Raw genomic sequence first — 13938 nt, 5'->3', positions numbered from 1 at the left:
CCACTTTCAGAGGTACCACCCTCCGGGCGGACTCCGGACCCCGGACCGGACCCCGGACCCCGACCCGGGTCGAGAATCAAGCCCACCGCCCACCGCCCACCGCCCACCGGCCACCCGCCACCGGCCACCGGCCACCGGGCGTCAGCCGCCGAGACGGCCCGGCGTGCTGGCGAGGCGCGGGCGCGCAACCGCCACGCCGGGCCCCCAGATCACAGACCTGGGGGCCCGTTGCCGCTGGGCCACCGCTTTCCCGGGCCGCTCGCTCGCTTCTTCCCCGTGCTGCAGCGGACCGGGTCAAGGGTGGGCCGCAGGCCCATCGCCGAAGGCGACGCGAAGCGCCCTTGAGGCGGGCCGTGGAAGCACGACACTGCCAAGAAGCGAGCGGCCCCGACCGTCACCTGACACCCCGGTCACCTGCCACGCGTCGATGGTCCAGGACAAGTTCCGCCCAGACCGTCTTCGTCGGCGGTGTCCGCTCCACTCCCCAGCGGTCCGCGTACGCCGCCACGATGAGCAGCCCCCGGCCACCCTCCTCCAGCGCCGGGTCCTGGGCACTCGGCACCCGGTCGCCCCGGGCGTCGGTCACCTCGACGCGCAGGGTGCGGCCGGCGCGCAGCCACAGGGTCAGCCGGAAGTCGCGGCCCGGCACATGTCCGTGCAGTACGGCGTTGGACGCCAGCTCCGCCACGATCTGCGCCGCCGCCTCCGACCGCACGTCCCAGTCGTCGAGCTGGCGCTCGGTGAGCAGCCGGGCGAGCCGCGCGCCCCGCCGGGTCGCGGACAGCTGAAGAGTGAAGTGACGTGCGGCGTACGTCATTTCGGGGGCGAAATCACGAGTCATGCCACCAGCGTGGCCGTCTGTCCCTACCGTGAACAGCGACGACGACGGTACTCAGAGTCACTGTCCGGTTGCCCGACGTGGTCGTACTGCTGGTACTTCGGGAGGGAAAAGTGGAGGACGAAGAGGCCGCGGCCATGCTCCAGGCAGTCGGTCGGCAGGTCAAGCTGTGGCGTGAGGCCGCCGGGATGAAGCAATCGGAACTGGGACCCGCCATCGGGTACAGCGAGGAAATGGTGTCGTCCGTGGAGCGGGGACGCCGGGCCCCCAAGCCGGACTTCCTCGACAACTCGGATGTCGTCCTCGGCGCGGGCGGCAAGCTCTCCGCCATGAAGGAGGACGTGGAGAAGGCCCACTTCCCGAAGAAGGTGCGGGACCTCGCCAAGGTGGAGGCGGACGCCGTCGAGATGGGTGCGTACGCCGGGCTGCACGTGCACGGTCTGTTGCAGACGGAGGAGTACGCCCGAGCCCTGTACGTGATGCGACGGCCCGCCTTCGCCGAGGAGGAGATCGAGCGGCACGTCGCGGCGCGCATGGCACGGAAGTCCGTCTTCGATCGGGTACCCCACCCGGAGTTCACCTTCGTCCAGGAAGAGGTGACCCTGCGCAGGCCGCTCGGAGGCAGACTGGTGATGCGACGACAGCTCGAACACCTGCTGGACGTCGGGCAGATGCGGCACGTCACGATCCAGGTGATGCCGACCGAGCGGGAGGAGCACGCGGGGATGGCCGGATCGCTCCAAGTGCTGAAACTCCGGGGCGGCAAGACCCTCGGGCACTCGGAAGGGCAGCTGTACAGCCGTCTGATCACTGATCCGCGTGAGGTCCAGAAACTCGAAATGCGCTATGGAATGATCCGGGCGCAGGCTCTCACGCCCGGTGAGTCTCTGGCGTTCATCAAAAAAGTCTTGGGAGAAGTGACATGAGCTCCGCGCTGAAGTGGTTCAAGAGCAGCTACAGCAGCAACGACGGCCCTGAGTGCGTCGAGGTTGCCATATCCGCCACCGCCCCCGGCTCGACCGTCCACGTCCGCGACTCGAAGGACACCTCGCGCCCCCATCTGTCCTTCACGGACGCCACCTGGACATCGTTCACGGGCACGATCACGTCGCCCGACCGACCGGCCTAGTTCGTGATCCGTTAGCGCGGTGACCGTCAGGGCACCGGAGAGTTCCGGCCATGACGCATTCGACACGTGTCAGGGCCGCCTACGCCCTGACGGCCGCCGCGCTGTTCACCGGGATCGCCGCCCCCGCCGCCTCCGCGGCGCCGCACGGGCCCGACTCGCGGGAGATACCCTTCACCGCCGCCGAGGTCACCGCGCGGGACGACGGGTCCTACAAGGTCACCTGGAAGGCACCGGGCGTGCGGAAGGTGGCCGTCAAGGCGAACGGGCGGACCGTCGCCTCCGGGGGCGCGAAGGGGTCCGTCGTCGTCAAGGGGCTGCGCGGCGCCGACCGCCACTGGTTCGACCTGGTGCCCGAGCGCGGTGGCAAGCTGCACCTCGCCGACCGGCTGATCCAGCTCGACGGGGCCGTCAACTTCCGGGACGCGGGCGGCTACCGTACCGCCGACGGCCAGTGGGTCAAGATGGGCGTCGTCTACCGCTCCGACGCCTGGGACAAGCTCACCGCCGCCGATCTGGCCAAGCTGAAGCGGCTCGGCATCGACACCGACTACGACCTGCGGATGACCTCCGAGCGGACCGCCGCGCCGGACCGGCTGCCCAGTGGGGTGCGCTATGTCCTGGCGGACGTCCTCGGCGGCTCCAGCCCCGTCTCGACGATGCCCACGACCGCCGAGGGCGCCGCGCAGATGATGGTCGACGCCGAGAAGTCGATGGTCAGCAGTGAGACCGGCAAGGCCGCGTACACGACTGTGTTCAACGGCATCGCGGACGACGCCGACGGCTCGGTCTACCACTGCACCGCCGGCAAGGACCGCACCGGCTGGGCCAGCGCCGCGCTGCTCACCATGCTCGGTGTGGACCGGGCGACGGTGATGGCCGACTACCTCGCCTCCAACGACTACCGGGCCGAGGCCAACGCCGCCGCACTCGCGGCCATGCCCGCCGAACAGGCCGCCGTGTACAAGCCGATGCTGGACGTCCGCGCCGAGTACCTCAACTCCGGGTTCGAGGAGGTCAAGGACGAGTTCGGCTCGTTCGCGGCGTACGAGAAGAAGGCCCTGGGGCTGGACAGCCGGGAACTGCGGCAGCTGAAGGCCGACCTGCTGGTGGGCTGACCTGCCGCGCGGCTGGGAAGGGAGGGTGCATGAACACAACATCCGCACGTGCGCTCTCCCTCGCCGCGACCGTCCTCACCGGCACCGTCGCCCTCTACATGGCGCTCGTCGCCTTCGGGAACATCACCGACTTCGGCACCAACCAGCAGTTCGTCCGGCATGTGCTGGCGATGGACACCACGTTCAAGGACGACGACCTGATGTGGCGGGCGATCACCACGCGGTGGATACAGGACGCCGCGTACGTGCTGATCATCGTCTGGGAGACGGCCGCCACGCTCGTGCTGGTCTACGGGACCTGGCTGTGGGCGCGACGGGATCACGTACGGGCCCGGCGATTCTCCGTCTACGGGCTGCTGATGGTGATGCTGCTCTTCGGGGCCGGGTTCATCGGCATCGGCGGCGAGTGGTTCGCCATGTGGCAGTCCGGGGACTGGAACGGACTGGACGCGGCGACCCGGGTCTTCCTGCTCAGCGGAATCGTGCTGCTCGTCGACCACTTCGCGGGCAACGAGGTCACTTCACCACGGTGACCGTGGTGCCCTTCGTACCGAACTTCCACAGCGCGGCGCCGTCCGCCTTGTGCAGCCGCACGCCGCCGGTCTTGGCGCCGGCGTCGGCCGGCGGGGGCGAGGAGCCGTCGACGGCGTTGGAGAAGCCGACGGATATGCCGTCCGCGAGGGCGAAGTAGACGATGTTCTCGACCTCGACCCCGTCGGAGCCGGTCGTCGCCTCGGTCCGGCTGCCGATGGTGTAGCTGCCGGGATCGGGGCTGACCGTGCCGGGCCAGACGGTGAAGGTGCGCCGGGTGGCGTCGCTGGCGTCGACCAGCCAGACCCGCTTGTCGCCGAGGGAGTAGACGATGCGCCGCCCGGTGCCGGAGCCGTCCGGCACGGCGGGCGGCGCGGACTCCTCGGGGGAGGGCTTGGCCTCCGCCGACGCCGAGGCGGTGGGCCGGGCGGCCGCCGCGGCAGCGGTCGGGTGCGGCCCGTTGTCCGCCTGTACGGCCAGGGCGGCCACCGCCACGACCGCGCCCGCGGTCAGACCGGTGACCCACGCCCACGAAGGCAGTCCGGCAGGCACGGGCAGGCATCTCCTCAGCTACAGACCAGGTCCTGGATCCCCCATACATCAGGGTCCGATCATCCTACTGCGGACGGGTGAACGGTGGGCGCGGCGCCGCCCTCAGTCCAGCACCGGCAACAGTTCCGGCAGGTGTCCGTCCGACGCCGCCGCCGCCCGTCGCCGCTCCTCCGGGACCTCGCCGTAGAGCGTGGTGCGGGGCCTGGCCGGGCGGCCCGCCGCGTCGGCGACCGCGATCAGGTCCTTGACGGACTTGTACGAGCCGTAGGAGGAGCCCGCCATGCGGGAGATGGTCTCCTCCATGAGGGTGCCGCCGAGGTCGTTCGCGCCGGAGCGGAGCATCTCCGCCGCGCCTTCCGTGCCCAGTTTGACCCAGCTGGTCTGGATGTTGGGGATGTGCGGATGCAGGAGGAGGCGGGCCATCGCGGTGACCGCGCGGTTGTCGCGCAGGGAGGGGCCGGGGCGGGAGATGCCGGCCAGGTAGACGGGCGCGTTGGTGTGGATGAAGGGGAGGGTGACGAACTCCGTGAAGCCGCCGGTGCGCTGCTGGATGCCGGCCAGGGTGCGCAGGTGGCCGAGCCAGTGGCGGGGCTGGTCGACGTGGCCGTACATCATGGTCGAGGACGAGCGGATGCCCAGGTCGTGGGCGGTTTCGATGACCTCGATCCAGGTGGCCGCAGGGAGTTTGCCCTTGGTGAGGATCCAGCGGACCTCGTCGTCGAGGATCTCGGCGGCGGTGCCGGGGATGGAGTCCAGGCCGGCTTCCTTGGCCGCCGTCAGCCACTCGCGGATGGACAGGCCGGTGCGGGTGGCGCCGTTGACGACCTCCATCGGGGAGAAGGCGTGCACGTGCATGCCGGGGACGCGTTCCTTCACCGCCTTCGCGATGTCGAAGTACGCCGTGCCCGGCAGGTCGGGGTGGATGCCGCCCTGCATGCAGACCTCGACCGCGCCGACCTCCCACGCCTGCTGGGCGCGGTCGGCGACCTGGTCCAGGGAGAGGGTGTAGGCGTCGGCGTCCGTGCGGCGCTGCGCGAAGGCGCAGAAACGGCAGCCGGTGTAGCAGACGTTGGTGAAGTTGATGTTGCGGGTGACGATGTACGTCACGTCGTCGCCGACGGCGGCTTCGCGGACGGCGTCCGCGATGCGGCACAGGGCGTCCAGGGCCGGGCCGTCGGCGTGGAGGAGGGCGAGGGCCTCGTCGTCGGTGAGCCTGGTGGGGGCGTCGGCGGCGGTGGCGAGGGCGGCGCGTACGTCGGTGTCGATGCGTTCGGGGGCCATGCCGGGGGCGGCGGCCTCGCGCAGGGCGGCCCAGTCGCCGTAGACCTCGTCGAAGTCGTCGCGGCGGTCGCCGGTGCGGCCCTCGGTGTCGATGGTGCGGTGCAGGTCGGTGCGGCCGGAGGGCTGGAAGACCTCGTCCGGTTCCTGCCAGGGCCGGCCCTCGACCGTCGCGTCCGGGCGGGCGAGCCCGGTCTCCGGGTCGGCCAGGGCGCGGACGTGCGGGAGGAGGCGCGGGTCGAGCCAGGGTTCGCCGCGCCGGACGAACTCCGGGTAGACGCAGAGACGTTCCCTCAGTTCGAAACCGGCGGTGCGGGACGTGGCCGCCAACTCCTCGATCCGCGGCCAGGGGCGTTCGGGGTTGACGTGGTCGATGGTGAGCGGGGAGACGCCGCCCCAGTCGTCGATACCGGCGCCGATCAGGCGCTCGTACTCGGAGTCGACCAGGTTGGGGGGTGCCTGGAGGCAGGCGTTCGGGCCCATGATGTGGCGGGCGACGGCCACGGCCGCGACCAGTTCGTCGAGTTCCGCGTCGGGCATGCCGCGCATCGCGGTGTCCGGCTTGGCGCGGAAGTTCTGGATGATCAGTTCCTGGATGCCGTGGTAGGCCCGCGCGACCTTGCGCAGGGCGAAGAGGGACTCGGCCCGCTCCTCGTAGGTCTCGCCGATGCCGATGAGCAGGCCGGAGGTGAAGGGGACGGAGGAGCGGCCGGCGTCCTCCAGGACGCGCAGGCGGACGGCCGGTTCCTTGTCCGGGGAGCCGTGGTGGGGGCCGCCGGGTTCCGACCAGAGGCGGGTCGCGGTCGTCTCCAGCATCATGCCCATGCTGGGCGCGACCGGCTTGAGGCGCTGGAAGTCGGTCCAGCTCATGACGCCCGGGTTGAGGTGCGGGAGGAGGCCCGTCTCCTCCAGGACGCGGATCGAGATGGCGCGGACGTAGGCGATCGTGTCGTCGTAGCCGTGCGCGTCGAGCCACTCGCGGGCCTCGGGCCAGCGGTCCTCGGGCTTGTCGCCGAGGGTGATGAGGGCTTCCTTGCAGCCGAGGACGGCGCCCTTGCGGGCGATGTCCAGCACCTCGTCCGGGGACATGAACATGCCGTGGCCGTCACGGCGGAGCTTGCCGGGGACGGTGACGAAGGTGCAGTAGTGGCACTTGTCCCGGCACAGGCGGGTGAGGGGGATGAAGACGCTCTTCGAGTACGTGATGACGCCGGGGCGCCCGGCCGCGGCCAGGCCCGCGTCGCGGACCCGGGCGGCGGAGGCGGTGAGGTCGGCCAGGTGCTCGCCGCGGGCCTGGAGGAGGACGGCGGCCTCGGAGACGTCCAGGGCGACGCCGTCCCGGGCGCGCTTGAGGGCTCGGCGCAGGGAGTTCTCGGTAGGCATCCTTCGAGGGTACGTGCGCCTTTGACGGAGCTAGACGTACTGCGCGTATGCGTCCAGTGTCCGCAGTACTTCCGCCTCCGCCGCCGGCGGAAGCTGGAGGACCGCCTCCTCGATGCCCAGGTCCGCGTAGTGGGACAGCTTGCCCGGGGTCGGGCGGACCGCGTACGGGACGACCGTCAGGGCCTCGGGGTCGCGGCCCGCCTTCGCCCACTCGGCGCGCAGGGCCGGCAGGGAATCCGTCAGGCCGCGTCCGCCGATCGGGAGCCAGCCGTCGGCGTACGCGCAGATGTCGGCGAAGAGGCGGGGACCCGCCGCGCCGCCGACGAGGACGCGGGGGCCCGGTCGCTGAACCGGCTTGGGGTAGGCGTGGCTGGCCCGCACGCTCGCGAACTCGCCCTCGTACGCCGTGGGTTCCGCGGACCACAGGGCCCGCATCACCGCCATCCGGTCCCGGACCAGGGCTCGGCGGGCGGCCCACGGGACACCGTGGTCGGCCGCCTCCTCCACGTTCCAGCCGAAGCCGACGCCCAGGGTGAACCGGCCGCCGCTGAGGTGGTCGAGGGTCGCGGCCTGCTTGGCGAGGCCGATCGGATCGTGCTGGGCGACGAGGGTGATGCCGGTGCCCAGGCCGAGGCGGTCGGTGACGGCGGCGGCCTGGCCCAGGGCCACGAAGGGGTCGAGGGTACGGCCGTACTCGCGGGGCAGGTCGCCGCCGGCCGGGTAGGGCGTGGCGCGCTCGACGGGGATGTGGGTGTGCTCGGGGAGGTAGAGGCCGGCGAACCCGCGCTGTTCCAGCTCCCGGGCGAGCCGGACGGGGGTGATGGTCTCGTCGGTGAGGAAGATCGTCACGGCGATGCGCATGGACCATCTGTACCGGGGGCCGGGTCACCTGTCCATACCGACCGGTCGGCACTGTTCCGTTGATTCAGCTGCCGACTGCCTTCCCGTGTCCCGCAGTTAATGGGTTGATACGAGCGTGGCAGGCGTCACTTCCCGCACCACCCCTGACTGTCGGACCACCCCTGGGAGCAGCAGCATGTGCGAGGACATCAAGGACGGCGTCGGCAGACGCGCCGTGTTCGTGACGGGCGCCGCCGCCGCCCTTACGCTCACGACCGTGAGCTTCGCGTCGGCGGCCGACGGCCGGCAGACCAAGACGATCCGGGGCACCCTGCCCACCGGGTCGCCGGACTTCGTGTACGTACCCGTCGAAGTTCCGCCGGGTGTGCGGGAGTTCCGGGTCTCCTACTCCTACGACAAGCCCGCCGTGCCGTCCGGCACCGCGGGCAACGCGCTCGACATCGGCCTCTTCGACGAGCGCGGCACCGGGCTGGGCGGCCGGGGTTTCCGGGGCTGGTCGGGCGGGGCGCGCACGGAGTTCTTCGTCCGGGCGGACGAGGCGACCCCGGGGTACATCCCGGGGCCGGTGCGGGCGGGGACGTGGCACATCGCGCTCGGCCCGTACACGGTGGCCCCGCAGGGGCTGTCGTACGAGATCACGGTGACGCTGACGCACGGGGAGCCCGGCGAGGCCGTGCGGCCGGTGTATCCGCCGGAGCGGGCGAAGGGGCGGGGGCGGGCCTGGTACCGGGGGGACTGCCATCTGCACTCCTGGTACTCCGACGGGCGCCGCACCCCGGCGGAGATCGCGGCGCTGGCGCGGGCGGCGGGCCTCGACTTCATCAACTCCTCCGAGCACAACACGCACTCCGCGCACGCCCACTGGGCCGACGCGGCCGGGGACGACCTGCTGGTGATGGTGGGGGAAGAGGTGACGACGCGGAACGGGCACGTGGTCGCGGTCGGCACCGACCCGGGGACGTTCGTGGACTGGCGGTACCGGGCCCGCGACAACCGGTTCGGTCGGTTCGCCCGGCAGATCCGGCGGGCCGGGGGCCTGGTGGTGCCGGCCCATCCGCACGCCACCTGCATCGGCTGCAACTGGAAGTTCGGCTTCGACGAGGCGGACGCGGTCGAGGTGTGGAACGGGTCGTACTCGCCCGAGGACGAGGTGGCGCTGGCCGACTGGGACGGCATGCTGGTCGCGTCCGTGCGGGACGGGCGGGGCTGGATCCCGGCGATGGGCAGCAGTGACGCGCACCGCGACCCGGACCCGGTCGGTACGCCGCAGACCGTCGTCCTCGCCGACGACCTCACCCGGCGCGCGATCCAGGAGGGCATCCGCGCGGGGCGGTCCTACGTCGCCGAGTCCGCGAAGGTCACGCTGGCGTTCACCGCGTCCGGCGGGCGCGGGGAGCACGCCGGGATCGGGGAGCGGCTGTCCGTGGCCGGCGACACCCCGGTCACCGTCCGCCTGGCGGTGAGCGGCGCCCCGCGCTGCACCGTCCGGTTCGTCACCGACCAGGGGGTGCTGCACACCAGCGGTCCGCTGCCGGTGTCGGGCGAGGGGGTCGTGGAGTGGCGGACGACCGCCTCGTACGCGGCGTACGTGCGGGCCGAGGTGCGGCACGAGGTGGCGGCGGGGGCGTTGCCGGGGGCGCTGGCCGCCTTCACCAACCCGGTGTTCCTCGGGAGGGGTTAGCTCTTCAGGGGCCCTCCAGGTCCGCCACGACCGCGAAGTGGTCCGAGGGCCACACGCCGTCCACCGGGGCGTCGCCCGCGCGCCGTACCGCCCGGACCCGGCCCAGTCCGCCGGGGCCGGGGGGGCCGGGGCGGACGTAGTCGACGCGCTGGGGCGGGCCGTCGCCGGTGATGTGCGGGTTGGCGGGGTCCAGGGTGGCGGAGGGGGCGGCCGGGTCGGCCAGGTCCCAGGCGTCCGTGAAGCCCCGGGCGGTCAGGAGGCGGATCTCGTCGGTGCCGGGGCCGGCGTTGAAGTCCCCGGTGAGGACGGGCGGGTACGCGCTGCCGCGCCGGTGCCGGTCGACGAAGTCCGTGAGGGCGGTGACCTGGCGGTGGCGTACGGCCGAGGCGTGCGGCGCCGAGGTCAGGTGGACGGTGCAGAACGGGACGGGGTGGCCGGGGGTGTCCAGGGTGGTGCGCAGCGCGATCCGCCCGTCGTCGAGTGCGGCGGGCGCCGGCAGCCGCAGCGCCGCCTGTTCCAGCACGGGCCAGCGGCTGAGCACCGCGGCGCCGATGACGACCCGGTCGTCGCCGATCCGCCGCTGCCAGCGCTCGGGGGCGCCGTAGGCCGCCCAGGCCCAGTGCAGGCCGAGTTCCCCGGCGAGCCACTCGGCGAGGTTGCCGCCGTCGTCCGCCGCCCACACCTCCTGGAGGCCCACCGCGTCGGGGCGCAGCTCCCGCAGCACGGCGAGGACCGCCTTCTGCCGTTCCGCCCAGGGCCCGAACCGCCACCACAGATTCCAGGTCACGACCCGCACGACCGCATCACCCGTCTCTCGCACATCCTCGCTTTCCCGCTGAGGCTGTCCGGCGAACATGACCGCCGGGCGACGCACCGGGAACGGACGCCCCGTCAGTTCTCGTTGCCGGAATGGACGATTGCGGAGACTGTGTGAGGGCTCGGTGCCATGGTGGGGCGCCGTCGGTGATCCGCGCGTCCCCCGGCTGACGGGGACGGTACGGACAGGGCAGACTGACGGGATCGCTCGGGATACCTAGGGGGACTGGATGGACGGTGTGCCGCGAGTGCCGGGGCAGCGGCGGTCGGTTCCCCCGGCGGAGACGGCCGCCCCGGCGGAGACGGCCGCCCCGGCGGAGACGGCCGCCCCGGGGGAGACGGTCTCCCCAGTGGAGACGGCCGCCCTGCGGTTCGGTGTGCTCGGTCCGGTGCGCGCCTGGCGAGGCGACGAACCGCTGGCCACCGGCTCGCCCCAGCAACGCGCCCTGCTCGCCGCACTGCTGCTGCGCGAGGGCCGTACGGCGACGGCGGCGGAGCTGATCGACGCCCTGTGGGGCGAGGAGCCGCCGCCCCGGGCGCTGGCGGCGCTGCGCACGTACGCGTCCCGGCTGCGCAAGGTCCTCGGCGCCGGAGTGCTGGTCAGCGAGTCGGGCGGGTACGCCGTACGCGGCCCGGACGACGGGGCGCTGGACCTCTCCGCGGCGCGGGACCTGGCGACCGAGGCGGAGAAGGCGCGCGGCGCCGGTGACCTGTGCCGCGCCCGGGAGGCGCTCCGGCGCGCGCTGGCACTGTGGGACGGCGAGGCGCTGGCCGGCGTACCGGGCCCGCACGCGCGGGCGCAGCGGGTCCGGCTGGAGGAGTGGCGGCTGCAACTCCTGGAGACGCGGCTGGACATGGACCTGGAGCAGGGCTGTCACGCGGAGGCCGTCTCGGAGCTGACCGCGCTGACCGCCGCCCACCCGCTGCGCGAGCGGCTGCGCGAGCTGCTGATGCTGGCGCTGTACCGCAGCGGGCGGCAGGCCGAGGCGCTCGCGGTCTACGCCGACACCCGCCGCCTGCTGGCGGAGGAGCTGGGCGTCGATCCGTGCCCGGAGCTCCAGGAGCTCCAGCGGCGGGTCCTGCGGGCCGACCCGGACCTGGCGGAGGTGCCCGGACCGGTCGAGCGGCCCGCGCCGGCCCCCGTCCGCCCGGCCCAGCTCCCGGCGACGGTGCCGGACTTCACCGGCCGGGCCGCCTTCGTACGGGAACTGAGCGAGGTACTGGGCGCGGCGTCCGGGGACGGGAGCCGGGTGATGGCGCTGTCGGCCGTCGCCGGGATCGGCGGCGTCGGCAAGACCACGCTGGCGGTGCACGTGGCGCACCAGGCCCGGTCCGCGTTCCCCGACGGGCAGTTGTACGTCGATCTCCAGGGCACCGGGGCGCGGCCGGCCGAGCCGGAGGCGGTGCTGGGCGCCTTCCTGCGGGCGCTGGGCACCGCGGAGTCGGCCATTCCCGACTCGCTCCAGGAGCGGGCGGCGCTGTACCGCTCGGTGCTGGACGGCCGCCGGGTGCTGGTCCTGCTGGACAACGCCCGGGACGCCGCCCAGGTACGTCCGCTGCTGCCGGGCGGGGCGGGCTGCGCGGCGCTGGTGACGTCCCGGGTGCGGCTGGCGGGGCTGGCCGGGGCGCACCTGGTCGACCTGGACGTCATGTCGCCGGAGGAGGCGCTGGCGCTGTTCACCCGGATCGTGGGCGAGGAGCGGGTGGCCGCGGAGCGCGAGGCCGCGCTGGACGTGGTGGCGGCGTGCGGCTTCCTGCCGCTGGCGATCCGGGTCGCCGCGTCCCGGCTGGCCGCCCGCCGCACCTGGGCGGTCGCGGTGCTGGCGGCCAAACTCGCCGACGAGCGCAGCCGGCTGGACGAGCTGCGGGCCGGCGACCTCGCCGTGAAGGCCACCTTCGAGCTGGGGTACGGCCAGCTGGAGCCCGCCCAGGCGCGGGCGTTCCGGCTGCTGGGACTGGCGGACGGGCCGGACATCTCCCTGGCGGCAGCGGCGGCCGTACTGGACCTGCCCGTCGGGGAGACCGAGGACCTGCTGGAGTCGCTCGTCGACACCTCGCTGCTGGAGTCGGCGGCGCCGGGCCGCTACCGGTACCACGATCTGGTGCGGCTCTACGCGCGTGCATGCGCCGAGCGCGACGAGCGGACGCCGGGCGAGCGGGCGGCGGCCCTCTCCCGGCTGCTGGACTTCTACCTGGCGACGGCGGCCGGCGTCTACGCGATCGAGCGGCCCGGCGACCGGCTGGTGGACCACCTGGCTCCGACCGCCTACCCGGGGCTGGCCTTCCCCGACCGCCACGCGGCCCAGGACTGGCTGTACGCCGAGGCGCACGTCCTGCTGGCCTGCGTGCAGCAGAGCGCGCGGGGGCCCGCCCTGGCGCGGGCCGTGGACCTGCTGTGGGCGGCCAAGGACCTGGCCGAGTCCGGCGCCAACGCCAAGCAGTACGAGGTCGTCGCGCTGGCCCTGCGGGCCGCGGCGCAGCGGGCGGGCGACCCCGGTGTGCTGAGCCGGGCGCTGACCACGCTGACCAACGTCCACCTGGTGGCCGGCCGCTTCCGCGAGGCGGACGAGCAGGCCCGGCTGGCCATGGAGCTGGCCCGGACCGCCGGAGACCCGGCACCGCACTGCTGGGCCGCCAACGACCGGGGCATCATCGCGCTGTACGAGGGCCGCAACGCCGAGGGCGAGGGGTATCTGCGGCAGGCCATCGAGAGTTTCCGCGCGGACGAGAACCTCGCCGGGGAGGCCAGCGCCCTGTGCAACCTCTCCCGCATCCACCTCGCCATGGGGCAGGTGACCAGCGCGGTGGAGCTGGCCCGGCGGGGCATCGCCATCTACGACCGGCTCGGGCACGCCCTGCGCGGCGCCAACGGCCGCTACGCCCTGGGGCTGGCGCTCACCGGGCAGGGCCGCCTGGACGACGCCGTCGAACGGCTGAACGAGGCGCTGGAGGTCTTCCGCGACAGCCGGCAGCGGCTCTGGGAGGGCATGACCCTGTTCCGGCTCGCGGAGGCACGGCTGGCGGGCCGGGAGCCGGCGGGGGCCGCCGCCCTGGCGGAGCAGGCGCTGGCCGTGCTGCGCGGGATCGGCGGCGAGTGGCGGCGCGGCAACGTGCTGACCGTGCTGGGCCGCGCGCTCGGCGCGCTCGGTCAGACCGGCCGGGCCCGGGCCTGCTGGCAGGAGGCCCTCACCACCTTCGACCGGCTGGGCTCACCGGAGGCCGCCGACGTGCGCCTGCTGCTCAGCCCGGCCGCCGTCGCCTGAGCGGCGGGGCGGCGAGACGGCGTTCATCGTTCGTTTATCGCCCGGCGGCACCCTCGGGTTGTCGGTCCGTCGCGTCGGGGGGCAGACGGATCAGCGGTGATCACCGCCGCTAGGGTGAACGACCCTGACATGCCCGTCCGGCGGTTTCGGGGGAGCCGCCGGACGGGCTTCGCCGATCGATGGACAGGAGTTCAGGTCATGGCCGATGCCGAGAAGGACCTCGTGGTCAAGCCGCTCGACAACCACGCCACGGGTGCCGAGACCGAGGCCACCACGCAGGACAACCACGCCACGGGCGGGGAGGCCGTCGCGCTGGACAACCACGCGACGGGCGGCACCGTGGCGCCGCTGGACAACCACGCCACCGGTGAGCAGGTCTGACGCGGGCCCACACGGGGACCCGTACGGGATCCCGCACAGGACCTGACACAGGCCCACGCAGGGGAACGGCCGCGGCGGCACGGAGGGGGAGCCGCCGCGGCCACCGCGTG

The 13938-nt window shown here is 73.3% G+C and carries 12 protein-coding genes; 7 read left to right on the top strand and 5 right to left on the bottom strand.

Annotated features, from left to right (window positions below):
• Positions 1–394: 394 nt before the first annotated feature.
• A complete protein-coding gene (locus tag J7I94_RS33425; protein WP_215173311.1) occupies positions 395–841 on the bottom strand; it encodes an ATP-binding protein in 447 nt (148 codons plus the stop codon).
• Between the two features lie 110 nt (positions 842–951).
• Here J7I94_RS33425 and J7I94_RS33420 point away from each other — a divergent pair, with 110 nt between their 5' ends.
• From J7I94_RS33420 to J7I94_RS33405, 4 genes are read left to right on the top strand one after another with little or no spacing between them, the layout of a single operon-like run.
• Positions 952–1764 carry a helix-turn-helix transcriptional regulator gene (locus J7I94_RS33420; protein WP_215173309.1) on the top strand — a complete coding sequence of 271 codons (813 nt, stop codon included), beginning with the start codon at positions 952–954 and terminating at the stop codon, positions 1762–1764.
• Positions 1761–1967, top strand: a complete 207-nt coding sequence (locus tag J7I94_RS33415) for a DUF397 domain-containing protein (RefSeq protein WP_215173306.1) — start codon at positions 1761–1763, stop codon at positions 1965–1967. The genes J7I94_RS33420 and J7I94_RS33415 overlap by 4 nt, the downstream gene beginning before the upstream one ends.
• 50 nt (positions 1968–2017) lie before the next feature.
• Complete coding sequence (locus J7I94_RS33410) at positions 2018–3082, top strand: tyrosine-protein phosphatase (RefSeq protein ID WP_215173305.1); 1065 nt, start codon at positions 2018–2020, stop codon at positions 3080–3082.
• 29 nt (positions 3083–3111) lie between these two features.
• Positions 3112–3615: a DUF2165 domain-containing protein gene (locus J7I94_RS33405; protein ID WP_215173303.1), complete on the top strand. Its 504-nt coding sequence runs from the start codon at positions 3112–3114 to the stop codon at positions 3613–3615.
• On the opposite strand, the gene J7I94_RS33400 is transcribed toward J7I94_RS33405, so the two are convergent.
• The 3 genes from J7I94_RS33400 to J7I94_RS33390 all read right to left on the bottom strand — a co-directional run bounded on the left by J7I94_RS33400 (position 3599) and on the right by J7I94_RS33390 (position 7687).
• Entirely contained in the window at positions 3599–4165 is a 567-nt protein-coding gene (locus J7I94_RS33400; RefSeq protein WP_215173302.1) for a hypothetical protein, read from the bottom strand. The genes J7I94_RS33405 and J7I94_RS33400 overlap by 17 nt on opposite strands.
• 102 nt (positions 4166–4267) lie before the next feature.
• Positions 4268–6826 carry a bifunctional FO biosynthesis protein CofGH gene (locus tag J7I94_RS33395; protein ID WP_215173300.1) on the bottom strand — a complete coding sequence of 853 codons (2559 nt, stop codon included), beginning with the start codon at positions 6824–6826 and terminating at the stop codon, positions 4268–4270.
• A 30-nt stretch (positions 6827–6856) separates the two neighbouring features.
• A complete protein-coding gene (locus J7I94_RS33390) occupies positions 6857–7687 on the bottom strand; it encodes an LLM class F420-dependent oxidoreductase (protein ID WP_215173298.1) in 831 nt (276 codons plus the stop codon).
• Between the two features lie 175 nt (positions 7688–7862).
• Here J7I94_RS33390 and J7I94_RS33385 point away from each other — a divergent pair, with 175 nt between their 5' ends.
• Complete coding sequence (locus tag J7I94_RS33385; RefSeq protein ID WP_215173296.1) at positions 7863–9368, top strand: CehA/McbA family metallohydrolase; 1506 nt, start codon at positions 7863–7865, stop codon at positions 9366–9368.
• A 4-nt stretch (positions 9369–9372) separates the two neighbouring features.
• On the opposite strand, the gene J7I94_RS33380 is transcribed toward J7I94_RS33385, so the two are convergent.
• Complete coding sequence (locus J7I94_RS33380; protein ID WP_308114811.1) at positions 9373–10164, bottom strand: endonuclease/exonuclease/phosphatase family protein; 792 nt, start codon at positions 10162–10164, stop codon at positions 9373–9375.
• Between the two features lie 250 nt (positions 10165–10414).
• Here J7I94_RS33380 and J7I94_RS33375 point away from each other — a divergent pair, with 250 nt between their 5' ends.
• A complete protein-coding gene (locus J7I94_RS33375) occupies positions 10415–13447 on the top strand; it encodes a BTAD domain-containing putative transcriptional regulator (RefSeq protein ID WP_215173292.1) in 3033 nt (1010 codons plus the stop codon).
• Positions 13448–13645: 198 nt separating this feature from the next.
• Positions 13646–13828: a hypothetical protein gene (locus J7I94_RS33370; RefSeq protein ID WP_215173291.1), complete on the top strand. Its 183-nt coding sequence runs from the start codon at positions 13646–13648 to the stop codon at positions 13826–13828.
• Positions 13829–13938: the final 110 nt, after the last annotated feature.

Source organism: Streptomyces sp. ISL-12 (genome assembly GCF_018614415.1).
In the GTDB taxonomy this organism is placed as follows: Bacteria; Actinomycetota; Actinomycetes; order Streptomycetales; family Streptomycetaceae; genus Streptomyces.
Note: the sequence above shows the minus strand (reverse complement) of the source record. Positions and strands in the feature narration are given on the sequence as shown.

Bases quoted from the DNA above. Each gene is read 5' to 3' on its own strand.
- J7I94_RS33425 (WP_215173311.1), bottom strand. From the start codon at position 841: ATGACTCGTGATTTCGCCCCCGAAATGACGTACGCCGCACGTCACTTC.
- J7I94_RS33415 (WP_215173306.1), top strand. From the start codon at position 1,761: ATGAGCTCCGCGCTGAAGTGGTTCAAGAGCAGCTACAGCAGCAACGAC.
- J7I94_RS33410 (WP_215173305.1), top strand. From the start codon at position 2,018: ATGACGCATTCGACACGTGTCAGGGCCGCCTACGCCCTGACGGCCGCC.
- J7I94_RS33405 (WP_215173303.1), top strand. From the start codon at position 3,112: ATGAACACAACATCCGCACGTGCGCTCTCCCTCGCCGCGACCGTCCTC.
- J7I94_RS33395 (WP_215173300.1), bottom strand. From the start codon at position 6,826: ATGCCTACCGAGAACTCCCTGCGCCGAGCCCTCAAGCGCGCCCGGGAC.
- J7I94_RS33390 (WP_215173298.1), bottom strand. From the start codon at position 7,687: ATGCGCATCGCCGTGACGATCTTCCTCACCGACGAGACCATCACCCCC.
- J7I94_RS33385 (WP_215173296.1), top strand. From the start codon at position 7,863: ATGTGCGAGGACATCAAGGACGGCGTCGGCAGACGCGCCGTGTTCGTG.
- J7I94_RS33375 (WP_215173292.1), top strand. From the start codon at position 10,415: ATGGACGGTGTGCCGCGAGTGCCGGGGCAGCGGCGGTCGGTTCCCCCG.
- J7I94_RS33370 (WP_215173291.1), top strand. From the start codon at position 13,646: ATGGCCGATGCCGAGAAGGACCTCGTGGTCAAGCCGCTCGACAACCAC.